The following is a 14,548-nucleotide window of genomic DNA, read 5'->3' as shown; positions in this document are numbered from 1 at the left end:
TGACCGGACGGTCAAGCACGGTGTGACAACGACTATTCGCCGGAAGAAGCGGCTTTGGGTGCCGATGCCGACGAGGGCGATTTCAGGTTGTCGTCAGGAGAGAGCGAAAGCGCCGTACCGGATGTGTCGGGAACGTCACCGGTACTGTCAACAGACGAGGCGGACGATGCTGCCGCCGGCACGCTCGCGCTGCTCGCCGGCAACGGCGGCATGCTTGCGGGACGAGCCGGGATCGGCGGGGCGACGGGCATATAGAGAGGTCCACGCTGACCACAGGCGGCGAGCAGCATGCCGGCGGAAATGGCTAAAGCCGCTACAATCGCGCTCATCCGGAAGACGACTTGCATTACTGTCCCTGACTAATTAATCGATGGAGTTTAGCATGACCGACAACGAATACCTGACCCTCGCCGAGGCTGCGCTGGCGGCCATCGAGCGGGACGTGGACGGCCTTGAAGCCGACGTTGAATTCGAACGCAGCGGTAATGTCCTGACGCTCGAATTCGAGAATCGCACGAAGCTGATCGTGAACTTGCAGCCCCCGATGCACGAGGTCTGGCTTGCTGCAAAGGCAGGCGGTTTTCACTATAAGTATGTGGACGGCGCATGGCGCAACACGCGCGACGGCAGCGAGTTTTTTGAAGCGCTCAGCCAGTACGCCAGTGAGCAAGCCGGCGAGCCGATCCGCTTTTCAGCGTGATCTACAACTTGATTTGCTGCTCAGGCCCCGGACTCCGGGCCTGAGTTCATCACGCTGCTTACTGACCTTTGAACAGATTCATGATGTCCTGCTTTTCCTGCTCGCCGACCTGCGGGGCGGGCGCAGAGGGTGTCCCGCCGCTGACGTCTTCCGGCACGGCCTGGCTCACTCCGATAGTTGCCACGAATCCATGACCCGGCGTCATGTCGTCAAAATAGAGTTCACCGCCTAGCGAGACCACATCGGGCGGTATGGTCGACTTGTATTCCGGCACGCCGCGCAACGCCCGGCTCATGTAGTCCATCCACACCGGCAGTGCGAGTCCGCCGCCCGTTTCCTTGTCGCCGAGACTGCGCGGCGCGTCGTACCCAATCCATGCGATTGCCACCAGGGAATGCTGATAGCCGGCGAACCATGCGTCGTGGGAGTCGTTCGTCGTGCCGGTCTTTCCCGCAAGATCAGTGCGCTTCAACTGGTTCGTTCTCGCGCCCGTCCCGCGTTGCGCCACGCTTTGAAGCAGGCTGTTCATCACGTAGGCGTTGCGTGGCGTAATGGCGAGCGGCGCGGTGTCGCCAGCGACCAGTGGCTGCGGATGCGAGACCACGGCGCCGCGCGGATCGGTGATATCGGCGATCAGATAGGGATTGACGCGGTATCCGCCGTTCGCGAACACCGAATAGCCCGTCGCCATTTGCAGTGGCGTGACCTGGCCGGCACCCAGCGCCATTGGCAGATACGCGGGCTGACGGGAGGCATCGAATCCGAACTTCGTCACATAGCCTTGCGCATACTTCGGACCGATATTGTTCAGGATCCGGATAGAAACCAGGTTCTTCGATTTCATCAACGCCGTGCGCATGGCCATCGGGCCGTCGAAACCGCCGCCGTAGTTCTTTGGCTCCCACGCCTGGCCGCCGGTTTCTGCTGCGCTGAAGTACAAAGGCGCGTCATTGATGATGGTCGCCGGCGACAAGCCCTTCTCCAGTGACGCTGAATAGATGAACGGCTTGAAGCTCGAACCCGGCTGACGCCACGCCTGAGTGACGTGGTTGAACTTGTTCTTGTTGTAGTCGAAGCCGCCCACCAGCGCGCGTATCGCGCCGTCCTGCGGCACGATGGAAACAAACGCGCCTTCCACTTGCGGCAACTGCGTGATGACCCAATTGTCGTCGTCGTTTTTCATCAGGCGCACGATCGCGCCCGGCCGGATACGCTGGTTGGGTTGCGCCCGCGTGCTGAGCGCGCTCGCGACAAAACGCAGATCGTTGCCTTGCACGACTGCCACGTTGCCATCGATAAAACTCGCCTTCACTTGCTTAGGGCTAGCCTCGGTGACGACTGCCGCGACGATCTCGCCGTTGTCAGGATGGTCGACCAGGGCGTCGTCGATCGCCTGCTCGCGATCGTCGGGGTCCGTGGGCAGATCGATATAGGCTTCCGGCCCGCGATACCCGTGCCGGTGTTCATAGTCCATCAGACCTTTGCGCACGGCGCGATACGCTGCGTCCTGATCGGCGGAATCGATGGTCGTCACTACGTTCAGGCCCAGCGTATAAGCCTCTTCGCGATATTGCGTGTACATCATCTGGCGCACCATCTCCGCCACGTACTCGGCGTGAACACTGAACTCGCGCCCGGCACCCTTCACCACGAGCGGTTGTTTCGCCGCGTCTTCATATTGCTGCTGCGTGATGTAATGCAGTTCGAGCATCCGTTGCAGGATGTATTGCTGGCGAACTTTCGCGCGTTTCGGATTGACGACGGGGTTATACGCGGAGGGCGCTTTCGGCAAGCCGGCGAGCATGGCGGCTTCGGCGAGCGTGATGTCCTTCAGGTCCTTGCCGAAATAGACCCGCGCGGCACTCGCGAATCCATAAGCGCGTTGTCCCAGATAAATCTGGTTCATATAGACCTCGAGAATCTGGTCTTTCGTCAACGCGCGCTCGATCTTGTAGGCGAGCAGCATCTCGTAGATCTTGCGGGTGTAGGTCTTTTCGCTCGACAAGAAGAAATTTCGCGCGACTTGCATGGTGATCGTGCTTGCGCCCTGGGACGCGTGGCCATTCGTCAACGCCACCGTGCCGGCGCGAAGGATACCGGTCAGGTCGACACCGCCGTGATCGTAGAAACGCGCGTCTTCAATGGCGAGCACTGCCTTCTTGAGGTAATCCGGCACGTCCTGGATACGCACGACGCTGCGCCGTTCTTCGCCGAATTCGCCAATCAGCACGTGGTCTGCCGTGTAGACCCGCAGCGGTACTTTCGGGCGGTAGTCGGTGAGCGCTTCGAGCGACGGCAGGTTGGGCTGGGCCACTACCAGCGCGTAGCCGAGCACGAGCCCCGCGCTGACAATCAATCCGACAAAGCAAATTAACAATCCGAGCAGAAGCCTGATCCAGAGCGGGCGAACACGCTTCGGGGATTCGGGATGACGGGACGGAGGGGACGACGGAGACTGAGATTGCATGGCACCACCAAAAAACGGTCCCGCGATTATAGCTGCCCAACTTTACGGCTTTCGTCTGGCTTACTTACGGTGTTGCGCGCAGGGTGCGGCAACCCCTCTTTCGTCACGATAAGCGTTGACGAACTCAGACTGCTAACGTTTGCATCGCTTCTTTTGAAACGTTTCCACGCTTGTTTCATGCCCGCTCGCATCGGCGCTTTTTAGGCGCTTCCTCCCTTTACGTTAGCCACTTGGACGAATGGTGGCAACCACCGCCGCTGCCCACAATCGTTTCATTGCCAGCGCCCGAACAGTTCGGTGCGCGGCCTGGAAAGAGAGGATGAGCATGGGTACGCAAACACTATTGCGCGGTTCGGTCTTGACCGTCAGGCGCCGGTTCGCGGCGGGTATCGACATTACCGAAGGGGCGGTGAGGCTGGTCGTTGTCAGCAAGCGGTTGCAGGCGAACCGGCCGGTTTGTGTCGAGCGGCTGGAAGAGATTCTGCTTGAGCCGGGCGTGGTGATCGGCGGGGATTTCATTGACCGGATGGCTATCTCGGCGGCGTTGCGAGAAGCGATTTCACGGCTGCCAGCGCGAGGCACACTTCGCTCGCTGCGATGTGCAATGGCGTTGCCGGCGTCGGCAACACTGACCACGCGAGTGCCGCTTGCGCGGCTTGCGCAGACTAGCGAGATGTCCATTTCGGCAGCGGCTGGTCGTGATCCACGCGGCTTGCTTGAACCCGCCGTGCTGGCGGAGGCCGAGCGCGTGGCGGGGATCGAGCGGGGCGCTCTAGCGGTCGACTGGTCTATCCAGGCGCTCGAGAACGGCGGCGCAGAGGTATCGATTGCGGCCACTGGGCGGCAATATGTGGAGTCGCGCGTGGAGACGGCGGCGGCCGCGAACATTGTGTTGAGTGCGATCGATGGCGAACCGGGCGCGGCGCTGCGCGCCTTGCGTTATTCGGCCGCTATGGAGATTGATCCGCTGGAACGTTTTGTCGCGTGCTGGGTAGAGAGCGCAGGGCTGCACGCGTGGCTTGTCGGCGAGGAGGGCGTCGAAAACGAAGTGCGTTACCCGTCGCCGGAATATTCAAGCGCGACTGAAGCGCTGACCGATCTGGTTGGCGACGAACTACCGGTGCACTGGATTTATATCGGTGGGGATATCGAGTTGCTCAATCGCGCGGGCGTCTCCACGCCTATGTTGGCTGCGTTGTTCGACTGCCCGGTCATGCCGTTTGAATGCGCACCGTTTTGCAACGGCGCGCAACGGGTGAACGAGCGTCTCGCGCATTCGCCGCTTTTTGCGGTGGCTATGGGACTTGCACTGCGCGAGGTGATGCCATGAGCGCCGTGAGTTTGCATGCCTTCAATCTGCTGCCATACCGGTCGGGTGCCCGGCGTCGAGCCCGTAACCGGGCGCTGGCGTTGCTCGCGGGCGCGGGACTGGCCGGATGTGCTGGTGTCGGTGCAGTGGCGGGCTGGGACGCGTTGGAGAGGGTGCATATAGAAGAGAAGCGAGACTCGTTCGACGTGGCGCTGCGGCAACTGAGCGCACCGATCGCGGAGCATGCGCGGCTGGTCGAGCGCCAAGTGCTGGAGCGAAGGGCACAAAGCGCCGCCGCGCCACTAGCTGAGCCGCGCGCCCGGTTCCTCGGCTTGCTCGACGCGCTCGCGCGGGGGACATCGCAGGGGAATATCGGCTTGCAGCGGGTGACGCAGCGAGTGAGCGAGGTAGAGCTTGCCGCCAGCGCGCCGGATTCACACACGGCCGCCGCGTGGCTGAAAGCGCTCGAAAAAGTGACGGGCGTACGGGCCGTTGAGATCGTGGAAATGCGCCGGCGGGTTGTTGCCGTGCGGCCTCCAGCAGTTGCAGTTGCAGCCGTGCAACCCGGTGCGGTCAATTCGCAGGGCAAGACGGGCCCTTACGATTTCATCGCGGTCGTGCGTTGGACGCAGAGCGCCGGCGGGGAGGCAACGCCAAAGCTGCTGAAGGCCGCTATACGAGAGGCGTCGTCGAAGCCGAAAGCCGCCAGCCGGAGCACGCGATGAACCGCCTCGCTAAATCCTCCCGCGGGTTTCAATTGCTGCAGCCTCTGGATGCCTGGAGCGGTCATCGGATCGCGTTCACGGGCGTCGTGATCGCAGTGCTGGTATTTGCTGCCGGCGTGTCGTTGTGGCGGTCCTCGGATCTCAGCGGCACGCAGGCAAGCCGTGCGGCGTCGCACGATGCGCAGCAACGCCTGGATCGGGCACGAGCAATGACTGCGCAGTTGCCCGGAATGCGCGCTCGTTTAGGCAATGGTGCGCCGCTCGTCCGTTGGACAGTTGCCGATGCGCTGCATGAGTTGACTGCGCTGGCCGCTCAGAGCGGCTTGCGGATCGGCATGATCGAACCGTCGGCGCAGAAGGGCGAAGGGATCGAGATCGAGCGGCCGCTGAAATTTCGCGCCGAAGGTTCGTTCGGCGAGATCCGGCGGTTTCTCGACGCACTGGAAGGGCTGCCGAGACTCGTCGTTCCGGCAGACGTGCAAATGAAGCGGGTGGCGAATGCGCTTTCCCTGGAAGCTACGCTCAGAGTATTCGAAGACCTCCCGGCGATCACACGGCCGGAGCCGTCGCGCCGGGATGCGTTTGCTATCGATCCGTTTGGTGTGAAGAACGGCGCAAGCGTGGGCGATGGAGGGGCGATGCTTCTTGTCGGCACTTTGCGTGCTCGGCGTCGTGGAATGGCATTGGTTGCGACTGCTGCGGGAGTCGATGGATTTCTGCCGGGCCAGATGATTGGCGACGAGCGGCTTGGCAATGTCCGTTCGCGTTCGATCGAGCTCAGTCGTCCTGACGGGGTCGTGCGAACGATTGGCTTCGTGGATGATCAGCCATGAAGACGCTGAGGTTTTTGCGGTTGTTAAACCGTTCGGTAAACGCGATGCTTCAAGGTGCTTGTGGCGCGTCGGTCGTCGGCTCGTCCTCGTTGCTGTGGCGGATTTGCGCGCGTGGTATGGCGACCGGGTCGCTACTGGTGGCGCTCACGGCTCACGCTGAAATTCCCCCTTTGCCGCCCCTGCCCCAGCCGTTTCCCGAGACGCTGCCCACGGACCAGTTCGCGGTTGAAGTTCCTGCCGCCGTCGTTGCGCAAGCGCCCGATGACGACACAGCCTGGCTGACACCCGCCGCAACGCCGGCCACAATGTCCGCTACGTCCGCTACGTCCGCTACGTCACCTCCGGCGGCCACACCTGATGCCGCGCCTGTGCTAGAAGGCCCGCCGACCCCATTGCCGCCTATCGAGCGTATGAGCCGCGGTCCGGCGGACCCCGCCGTCACGTCGCTCGACGATGGCAAGCCGATCTCGCTGAACCTGAAAAATGCCGACTTGAGCGCCGTGCTGCAAACCTTCGCCAAATTTTCAGGCGTCAACATTGTCGCGAGCGAGAAGATCCGCGGGCTGGTTTCGCTGAATCTCGTGGACGTGCCGTGGCGGCGCGCGTTCGACACGCTGCTCGACGTCCACGGCCTGGCGATGGAACGCCACGGCGAAGTCATCTGGGTCGCGCCGCTTAGTGAACTGGCAGCGCGCGAGCGCCTTCGCTACGAAGCGCATGCCCGTGAAGCCGATCTCGAACCGCTCGCCAGCCGCACGTTCGTTCTGCGCTATCCGCGCGCCGACGACGTTCGCAAGCTCCTGACGGGTTCGGGCAGCCAGCGGGTGTTATCGAAGCGCGGTTCGGTCATGGCCGACGCTCGCACCAACCTGCTGTTCGTCACTGACCTCGATGCCCGTGTCACGCAGATCGCCGAGCTGATCGCGCGGATCGACCAGCCGACGCCGCAGGTGATGATCGAGGCGCGCATCGTGGAAGGCGACACCGGGTTTTCGCGCAATCTGGGTGTGAAACTGTCGATGACGCCCACCGGTGACGGCAGCGCCCGGGGCCTTGTGGCGGGCGCGGACGGTGCAGTGTTTGATTTATCGGCGCGGCCGATTGGCGGGTTCGACGCCGCGACCGCCGGCCTGACGCTATTCGCCGCGCAGGCTACGCGATTGCTGAATGTCGAGCTGAGTGCGCTTGAGAACGAAGGTCACGGCGAGATTGTGTCGAGTCCCCGCGTAATCACAGCGGATCGCGTGAAGGCGTTAGTCGAGCAGGGCACAGAATTGCCGTATCAGGCGAAAGTTGGCAATGGCGTGTCGGGCGTCCAGTTTCGCCGGGCCGCGCTGAAACTGGAGGTCGAACCCCAAATTACGCCGCATGGCCACGTCATCCTTGATCTCGACGTATCGAAGGACAGCGTCGGCGAGCAGACCGCAGCCGGCCCGGCGATCAACACCAAGCACGTCCAGACACGCGTGGAGGTGGAGGACGGCGGCACGGTGGCAATCGGCGGGATATATTCCACCGACGAGCGCGAAGATGTCACGAGGGTCCCGCTGCTCGGTAAAATCCCGGTATTGGGCTGGCTTTTTCGTCATACCGCGCGCCGCAATTCACGCAGCGAACTGGTCATTTTCATTACCCCGCATATCGTTCCGGCGCGTCTTTGAGGGCCGCCGGCAAGCCTTTCCGACTCGACAAAGCGGCCCTTTTGCCCTTAAGCTCCCGCACGAACGGGACCAGAATCGGGACCGGAATCAATGCATAAGGAAGCGAGTTGGAAGCCGGGCAAGCGAACGCGAACGTATTTTTTGTCGGACTCATGGGGGCTGGGAAGACCACCGTGGGGCGGGCGGTCGCGCGCCGGTTACAACGTTCTTTCATCGATTCCGACCACGAAATCGAGATGCGTACGGGTGCGCGCATCCCGGTAATCTGGGAGGTCGAAGGCGAGGAAGGCTTCCGGCAGCGCGAAGCGGATGTGATCGACGACTTGTCGCGGCGCGAGAATATCGTGCTGGCAACCGGCGGCGGCGCGATTCTCCGGCCGGAGAATCGCGACCACCTGAAGAGTCGCGGGCTCGTGATCTATCTGCGCGCCACGCCGCACGAATTGTGGCAGCGCACGCGGCGCGATAAAAACCGGCCGCTGCTGCAGACCGACGACCCGCGCGGCAAGCTGGAAGCGCTCTACAAGACGCGCGATCCCCTGTATCAGGAGTGCGCGCACTTCATCGTGGAAACCGGCCGGCCGACCGTGAATAACCTCGTCAACATGGTGTTGATGCAACTGGAGATGGCCGGCATCGCCAAGCCGGCTACGTCATAATGTCCGCCATGATTACCGTCAACGTCGAACTGGGCGATCGCGCCTACCCCATCCATATTGGCGCCGGGCTGATTGGCCGGACCGAGCTGTACGCGCCGCATATTGCGGGCTCTTCGATCGCCATTGTCACCAACACGACCGTCGATCCGCTCTACGGCGATGCGCTCCGCGCTGCCCTCGCGCCGCTCGGCAAGAAAGTCACGACCATCGTTCTGCCCGACGGCGAGGCGCACAAGAATCTCGAGACGCTCAACCAGATTTTCAGCGCGCTGCTGACCGAGCGCGCCGACCGCAAGACCACGCTGATTGCGCTGGGCGGCGGGGTGATCGGCGACATGACGGGTTTTGCCGCCGCCAGTTACATGCGCGGCGTGCCCTTTATCCAGGTGCCGACCACGCTGCTCGCGCAGGTCGATTCGTCGGTGGGCGGGAAGACGGGCATCAATCATCCGCTCGGCAAGAACATGATCGGCGCGTTTTATCAGCCGCAAGCGGTCATCGCTGACATAGGGGCGCTGCAGACACTGCCGCCGCGCGAGCTGGCCGCGGGTATCGCGGAAGTGATCAAGACGGGCGCCATTGCCGACAGCGAATTCTTCGACTGGATCGAGGCGAACATCCCGGCTTTGAACGATTGCGATCCCACCGCGCTTACGCATGCGGTAAAGCGCTCGTGCGAGGTGAAGGCTTCGGTCGTCGCTGCCGATGAACGCGAAGGCGGCTTGCGCGCCATTCTCAATTTCGGCCACACGTTCGGTCATGCAATTGAAGCCGGCCTTGGTTACGGAGAATGGCTGCATGGAGAGGCAGTCGGTTGCGGCATGGTGATGGCGGCGGATCTGTCCGTGCGGCTCGGCCGGCTCGATGAAACGTCACGTGAGCGCCTCACGCGGCTGATCGCCGCGGCGAAGCTGCCGGTCAAGGCACCAGCGCTTGGCGCGGATCGGTATATCGACTTGATGAAGGTCGACAAGAAAGCCGAGGCAGGTGAGATCAAATTCATCCTGCTGGAGCGTTTCGGTAATACAAAGATCACGGGTGCCCCGGACGAGGCAGTGCGCGCAACGCTCGCGGCCAGCGTCTGAGCGACTGAGCGGCTGCGTTCAGCAGCAGTGGGTTGTTCTGACGAAGCTCCGTCGCGAGACGTCCGGGTTCACCAATGCGCTGCCCCCTGTGACGCGTGCTTAACAACGGCAGCGGTAGTGGTCACGGCGGCAAAGAACACGTTGGCTAACGGCAACAGGTAAACCGCAGGGCGTTCCAGATTTGAAACCAGTCACGCCGGCTTGGTTGATGCTTTTTCAGGTGCGGGCGTCATGATGAAGACGAGGACGGTGATTGGGGAATTACCGCCAAGCCGCGATAGATGAAAGATTGGGACATCGCGCCGACTCTCTTTGGCGCCGCATCTGGGCAAAGCCGTTGCCGCGGAGAAAACGACCAAGCCAGGGCCAAGCAAAAAACGAAGTAAAAACAACAAAGCAACGATGATTCGGAGCAGCCGGTGAGCGACAAGACATTCCAGTTTTCCAGCATCACGCCGACGTCGTTCGCGCTTGAGGCCCATCTCGCGCCGTATGCCGCGCATTCGGCCGAGTCGCGTGGCCGCAGCTTCGAAGAAAAACCGCCCGCTGCGCGCACCGAGTTCCAGCGCGACCGCGATCGTATTGTTCACTCCACGGCGTTCCGCCGCCTTGAATACAAGACGCAGGTTTTCGTCAATCACGAGGGCGACCTCTTTCGCACGCGCCTGACGCACAGCCTGGAAGTCGCGCAGATCGCCCGTTCCGTGGCGCGTAACCTGCGCGTGAACGAAGACCTGGTCGAAGCAATTTCGCTGGCGCACGATCTCGGCCATACGCCGTTCGGCCATGCCGGACAGGATGCGCTGAACGAATGCATGCGCGATCACGGCGGCTTCGAGCACAACCTGCAGAGCCTTGTGGTGGTTGATGAACTGGAAGAACACTACGGCGCGTTCGACGGCCTTAATCTTTGCTTCGAAACCCGCGAAGGCATTCTTAAACACTGCTCGCATGAAAACGCGCTGAAGCTCGGCGCATTGGGCGAACGTTTTCTGAATCGCAAGCAGCCGTCGATAGAAGCCCAGATCGCAAATGTTGCCGACGAAATCGCCTACAACAATCACGACGTCGACGATGGGCTGCGCTCCGGCCTGATCACGCTCGATCAACTGGCCGATGTCGCGTTGTGGCATACGCACTACGAAGCGGCGCGCGGCGAGTATCCGAAAATTGAAGGGCGAAGGCTGATTCACGAGACCATCCGCCGGATCATCAATACGTTGATCGTGGATCTGATCGAGTCGACGAGCGAGAACCTGGCGCGGTTGAATCCGCAATCGGTCGATGACGTGCGCGACGCTCCGGCGCTGGTCACGCACAGCGAGACAGTTGCCGCCCAGGCTACCGAACTCAAGCGGTTTCTTTACAAGAACCTGTATCGCCATTACCAGGTCATGCGGATGGCTAACAAAGCGGCGCGCGTGGTGAGCGGGCTGTTCAAGGCATTCAACGACGACCCGCGCCTGCTGCCGCCGGCCTATCAGGCACGTGGACCGATCGCGGAAGAGTTCGCCAACGACCCCCGCGGCAGCGAGAACGCTTCCGGCAGCACGCAGGCACGCCTGATCGCGCATTACATCGCAGGCATGACTGATCGTTATGCATTAAAAGAATATGGACGTCTATTCGTCATAGACGACAACTAGAATGCCGCGTTCCAGACGCGTTCCGCGTTTGTCCGAATCAAAAAAACTCCACCGGGGTTCAAGGAGAGGTTACTCATGAGTAGTCGCAAGTTGTTGGTCAGCGCCTTTTCCATTGCCGCTGTATTCGCCTTTGGCGCCAGTCAGGCGCAGGCCGCCACTGAAATCCAGTTCTGGCACGCGATGGAATCCGCGCTCGGTGAGCGCGTGAATGACATTGCAAACGACTTCAACGCGTCGCAAAGCGACTACAAGATCGTGCCGGTCTTCAAGGGCAGCTACGACCAGACGCTGGCTGCGGGTATTGCGGCGTATCGCAGCGGCAACGCGCCGGCGATCCTGCAAGTGTATGAAGTCGGCACAGCCACGATGATTCAGGCCAAGAAGGCGGTCATTCCCGTTTCTGACGTATTCAAACAAGCCGGCGTTCCGCTCGACGTCAAGGCATTCGTTCCAACGATTGCGAGTTACTACAGTGACTCGAAGACTGGCCAGCTGATCTCGATGCCGTTCAACAGCTCTACACCTGTCCTCTATTACAACAAGGACGCGTTCAAGAAGGCCGGTATCGATCCGACCCAGCCGCCGAAAACCTGGGACGAACTCGAAGCCGATGCGAAAAAGCTGAAGGCAGCAGGCATGTGCGGTTATTCGTCGGGCTGGCAGAGCTGGATTCAGTTGGAGAACTACAGCGCATGGCACGGCCTGCCGTTCGCCTCGGAGAATAATGGTTTTGACGGCACCAACGCCGTGCTCGAATTCAACAAGCCACTGCAGATCGCGCACATCCAGCGCCTGCAAAACATGGCGAAGGACGGCACGTTCACGTATGTGGGCCGCAAGGACGAAGCGGTATCGAAGTTCTATAGCGGCGATTGCGGCATCGTGACCAACTCGTCGGGGTCGCTTGCCAACATCAAGAAATACGCGAAGTTCAATTTCGGCACGGGCATGATGCCGTACGACCAGAGCGTGAAGGGCGCACCGCAGAACGCGATTATCGGCGGCGCGAGTCTTTGGGTTCTGGCCGGGAAGGATCCGGCCACGTACAAGGGGGTCGCCAAGTTCCTGGCGTACCTGAGCTCGCCGGCAGTCGCAGCCAAATGGCATCAGGACACGGGTTATCTGCCGGTCACGACCGCCGCTTACGAACTGACGCAAAAGCAGGGTTTCTACGACAAGAATCCCGGCGCCGATACCGCGATCAAACAGATGTTGAACAAGCCGCCCCTGCCGTTCACGAAGGGCTTGCGTCTGGGCAACATGCCGCAGATCCGCACGATCGTCGACGAAGAACTCGAGCAGGTCTGGGCACAGAAGAAAACGCCGAAGGATGCGCTTGATTCGGCGGCATCGCGCGGCGACGACCTGCTGCGCCGCTTCGAAAAGGCTGGAAACTAAACTCGCCATGGAAAAACGATCGCGGTTCAATACGAGCCTGCTGCCTTATCTGCTGGTCGCGCCGCAACTCGCCATCACCGCGCTCTTTTTTCTGTGGCCGGCCGGCGAGGCGCTGTGGCAGGCCACGCAGACCCAGGACGCGTTCGGTACATCGAGCGAGTTTGTCGGACTGGCGAATTTCAAGCAGATCTTCACCGATCCGCTTTACCTCGCGTCATTCAACACGACCATCATCTTCTGCACGCTTGTCACCGTGTCGGGTCTCGCGATCTCGCTGCTGCTGGCCGCGTGCGCTGATCGGGTGACAAGGGGCAGGAAGCTGTATCAGACGCTGTTGATCTGGCCGTACGCGGTTGCACCGGCTATTGCCGCCGTGCTGTGGTCGTTCCTGTTCAATCCAAGCATTGGTTTGGTGACCTACGCGCTTGCGAAATACGGCATTGTCTGGAACCACGCGCTCAACGGTTCCCAGGCCATGTTCCTGGTCGTGCTGGCGTCAGTGTGGAAGCAGGTCAGCTATAACTTCCTGTTCTTCTACGCCGGGCTGCAGGCTATCCCGCGTTCGTTGATCGAGGCGGCGGCCATTGACGGCGCCGGGCCCGTGCGGCGCTTTTTCGGAATCGCGCTGCCGTTGCTCTCGCCAACCAGCTTTTTCCTGCTGACCGTGAATGTGGTCTACGCCTTCTTCGATACCTTCCCCGTGATCGATGCAGCCACCGGCGGCGGCCCCGCGCAGTCCACAAAAACCTTGATCTACAAGATTTTCGCCGAAGGTTTCCAAGGTCTCGATATCGGCAGTTCCGGCGCGCAGTCGGTTGTGCTGATGGTGATCGTGGTGGCGCTGACTGTCGTGCAATTCCGCTTTATTGAACGTCGGGTGCAGTACTCATGATCGAGAACCGTCGCGGTTTTGACCTGTTTTGCCACGCGGTGCTGATCGTGGGCGTGGTGCTGGTCGTGTTTCCCGTGTACATCGCTTTTTGCGCCGCCACCATGAGCGAAGCGGAAGTATTCAGCGTGCCGCTTTCGCTGGTTCCGAGCACGCACTTGTTCGAGAACGTAGTGACTATCTGGACGCACGGCAGCGGCAACGCGGCGGCGCCGTTCGGCCACATGCTGCTGAACAGCCTGGTCATGGCGCTCGTGATTTCGATCGGCAAGATCGCTATCTCCATGTTGTCGGCCTACGCCATTGTGTTCTTCCGCTTTCCGTTTAAAAACCTGGCCTTCTGGCTAATCTTCATCACGCTGATGCTGCCGGTGGAAGTGCGGATTTTCCCGACGGTCCAGGTCGTTTCGTCGATGCACCTCAGCAACACGTACGCCGGCCTGACATTGCCGCTGATTGCATCGGCGACGGCGACGTTCCTGTTCCGGCAGTTCTTCATGACGCTGCCCGACGAGTTGATGGAGGCGGCGCGCATCGACGGCGCCGGGGCATTGCGGTTCCTCTGGGACGTGGTGCTGCCGCTGTCGAAGACGAACATTGCCGCACTGTTCGTGATCACGTTCATCTATGGCTGGAACCAGTATTTGTGGCCGATCCTGATCACCAGTGACCAGTCGCTGCAAACCGCGGTGGTCGGCATCAAGAGCATGATCGCAACCGGCGATACAGCCACCGAATGGCATCTGGTCATGACTGCAACGCTTCTGGCGATGTTGCCGCCGCTTGCGGTTGTGCTGACGATGCAACGCTGGTTCGTACGTGGTCTCGTCGATTCCGAAAAATAACGGAGGCTCATTCAATGATCCTTGAAGTTGCTCAATTGCCGGTGAAGGCGGGCGAAGAGGCCGCGTTCGAAGCGGCGTTCGCTAAAGCCGAAAAAATCATCTCGGCGCAACCGGGCTATCTCTCGCACGAACTGGTGCGTGGCGCTGACGCGAACAACGGTTCGCATTACGTGCTGCTCGTGCGCTGGGAAACGGTCGCGGCGCATCAGGAAGGTTTCCGCGGCTCTGCCGACTACCAGACGTGGCGCGAGTTGCTGCATAAATTCTATGAACCGGGCATCGCGGTCGCGCACTTCGCGACGGTCGCGGGCGCCCTTAAATGAAGGCGGGT

General features: G+C 61.1%; 14 protein-coding genes. 13 read left to right on the top strand and 1 reads right to left on the bottom strand.

Annotated elements, in window-relative coordinates:
• The first annotated feature begins 54 nt into the window (after positions 1-54).
• Together BSU04_RS48665 and cyaY are read left to right on the top strand one after the other, a co-directional pair.
• Positions 55-255, top strand: coding sequence for a hypothetical protein (locus BSU04_RS48665; protein ID WP_306427261.1), 201 nt, complete (start codon positions 55-57; stop codon positions 253-255).
• A gap of 127 nt (positions 256-382) precedes the next feature.
• Complete coding sequence (cyaY, locus tag BSU04_RS42345; protein WP_089166145.1) at positions 383-700, top strand: iron donor protein CyaY; 318 nt, start codon at positions 383-385, stop codon at positions 698-700.
• Positions 701-758: 58 nt separating this feature from the next.
• On the opposite strand, the gene BSU04_RS42340 is transcribed toward cyaY, so the two are convergent.
• A complete protein-coding gene (locus BSU04_RS42340; RefSeq protein ID WP_089166144.1) occupies positions 759-3,167 on the bottom strand; it encodes a penicillin-binding protein 1A in 2,409 nt (802 codons plus the stop codon).
• A 325-nt stretch (positions 3,168-3,492) separates the two neighbouring features.
• Between BSU04_RS42340 and pilM the strand changes: the two genes are divergently transcribed.
• The 11 genes from pilM to BSU04_RS42285 all read left to right on the top strand — a co-directional run bounded on the left by pilM (position 3,493) and on the right by BSU04_RS42285 (position 14,540).
• The gene (gene pilM / locus BSU04_RS42335; RefSeq protein ID WP_089166154.1) at positions 3,493-4,497 is read left to right on the top strand and encodes a type IV pilus biogenesis protein PilM; all 1,005 of its coding nucleotides are present in this window, start codon (positions 3,493-3,495) and stop codon (positions 4,495-4,497) included.
• Positions 4,494-5,201 (top strand): hypothetical protein, encoded by a 708-nt coding sequence (locus BSU04_RS42330; RefSeq protein WP_089166143.1) that lies wholly within the window; start codon positions 4,494-4,496, stop codon positions 5,199-5,201. The genes pilM and BSU04_RS42330 overlap by 4 nt, the downstream gene beginning before the upstream one ends.
• Positions 5,198-6,034: a type 4a pilus biogenesis protein PilO gene (pilO, locus tag BSU04_RS42325; protein ID WP_089166142.1), complete on the top strand. Its 837-nt coding sequence runs from the start codon at positions 5,198-5,200 to the stop codon at positions 6,032-6,034. The genes BSU04_RS42330 and pilO overlap by 4 nt, the downstream gene beginning before the upstream one ends.
• Before the next feature lie 44 nt (positions 6,035-6,078).
• On the top strand, positions 6,079-7,695 hold the full coding sequence (locus tag BSU04_RS42320) for a type IV pilus secretin PilQ (RefSeq protein WP_089166153.1): 1,617 nt from the start codon (positions 6,079-6,081) through the stop codon (positions 7,693-7,695).
• Between the two features lie 152 nt (positions 7,696-7,847).
• On the top strand, positions 7,848-8,354 hold the full coding sequence (locus BSU04_RS42315; RefSeq protein WP_373452925.1) for a shikimate kinase: 507 nt from the start codon (positions 7,848-7,850) through the stop codon (positions 8,352-8,354).
• 8 nt (positions 8,355-8,362) lie between these two features.
• Positions 8,363-9,439 carry a 3-dehydroquinate synthase gene (aroB, locus tag BSU04_RS42310; protein WP_089166152.1) on the top strand — a complete coding sequence of 359 codons (1,077 nt, stop codon included), beginning with the start codon at positions 8,363-8,365 and terminating at the stop codon, positions 9,437-9,439.
• A gap of 419 nt (positions 9,440-9,858) precedes the next feature.
• The gene (locus tag BSU04_RS42305) at positions 9,859-11,085 is read left to right on the top strand and encodes a deoxyguanosinetriphosphate triphosphohydrolase (RefSeq protein ID WP_089166140.1); all 1,227 of its coding nucleotides are present in this window, start codon (positions 9,859-9,861) and stop codon (positions 11,083-11,085) included.
• A 75-nt stretch (positions 11,086-11,160) separates the two neighbouring features.
• Positions 11,161-12,483: a sn-glycerol-3-phosphate ABC transporter substrate-binding protein UgpB gene (gene ugpB, locus BSU04_RS42300; RefSeq protein ID WP_089166139.1), complete on the top strand. Its 1,323-nt coding sequence runs from the start codon at positions 11,161-11,163 to the stop codon at positions 12,481-12,483.
• A 7-nt stretch (positions 12,484-12,490) separates the two neighbouring features.
• A complete protein-coding gene (gene ugpA, locus BSU04_RS42295) occupies positions 12,491-13,375 on the top strand; it encodes a sn-glycerol-3-phosphate ABC transporter permease UgpA (RefSeq protein ID WP_089166138.1) in 885 nt (294 codons plus the stop codon).
• A complete protein-coding gene (ugpE, locus tag BSU04_RS42290; RefSeq protein ID WP_089166137.1) occupies positions 13,372-14,217 on the top strand; it encodes a sn-glycerol-3-phosphate ABC transporter permease UgpE in 846 nt (281 codons plus the stop codon). The genes ugpA and ugpE overlap by 4 nt, the downstream gene beginning before the upstream one ends.
• 14 nt (positions 14,218-14,231) lie before the next feature.
• Entirely contained in the window at positions 14,232-14,540 is a 309-nt protein-coding gene (locus BSU04_RS42285; RefSeq protein ID WP_089166136.1) for an antibiotic biosynthesis monooxygenase family protein, read from the top strand.
• The last annotated feature ends 8 nt before the right edge of the window (positions 14,541-14,548 follow it).

It is taken from the genome of Caballeronia sordidicola, assembly GCF_002220365.1.
Taxonomy (GTDB): Bacteria; Pseudomonadota; Gammaproteobacteria; order Burkholderiales; family Burkholderiaceae; genus Caballeronia; species Caballeronia sordidicola_C.
Note: the sequence above shows the minus strand (reverse complement) of the source record. Positions and strands in the feature narration are given on the sequence as shown.

Excerpts from the sequence above, each read along its gene's own strand:
- cyaY (WP_089166145.1), top strand. The coding sequence starts at position 383 with ATGACCGACAACGAATACCTGACCCTCGCCGAGGCTGCGCTGGCGGCC.
- aroB (WP_089166152.1), top strand. The coding sequence starts at position 8,363 with ATGATTACCGTCAACGTCGAACTGGGCGATCGCGCCTACCCCATCCAT.
- pilO (WP_089166142.1), top strand. The coding sequence starts at position 5,198 with ATGAACCGCCTCGCTAAATCCTCCCGCGGGTTTCAATTGCTGCAGCCT.
- ugpB (WP_089166139.1), top strand. The coding sequence starts at position 11,161 with ATGAGTAGTCGCAAGTTGTTGGTCAGCGCCTTTTCCATTGCCGCTGTA.
- pilM (WP_089166154.1), top strand. The coding sequence starts at position 3,493 with ATGGGTACGCAAACACTATTGCGCGGTTCGGTCTTGACCGTCAGGCGC.
- BSU04_RS42340 (WP_089166144.1), bottom strand. The coding sequence starts at position 3,167 with ATGCAATCTCAGTCTCCGTCGTCCCCTCCGTCCCGTCATCCCGAATCC.
- BSU04_RS42320 (WP_089166153.1), top strand. The coding sequence starts at position 6,079 with ATGCTTCAAGGTGCTTGTGGCGCGTCGGTCGTCGGCTCGTCCTCGTTG.
- ugpE (WP_089166137.1), top strand. The coding sequence starts at position 13,372 with ATGATCGAGAACCGTCGCGGTTTTGACCTGTTTTGCCACGCGGTGCTG.
- BSU04_RS42330 (WP_089166143.1), top strand. The coding sequence starts at position 4,494 with ATGAGCGCCGTGAGTTTGCATGCCTTCAATCTGCTGCCATACCGGTCG.
- ugpA (WP_089166138.1), top strand. The coding sequence starts at position 12,491 with ATGGAAAAACGATCGCGGTTCAATACGAGCCTGCTGCCTTATCTGCTG.
- BSU04_RS42285 (WP_089166136.1), top strand. The coding sequence starts at position 14,232 with ATGATCCTTGAAGTTGCTCAATTGCCGGTGAAGGCGGGCGAAGAGGCC.
- BSU04_RS42315 (WP_373452925.1), top strand. The coding sequence starts at position 7,848 with ATGGGGGCTGGGAAGACCACCGTGGGGCGGGCGGTCGCGCGCCGGTTA.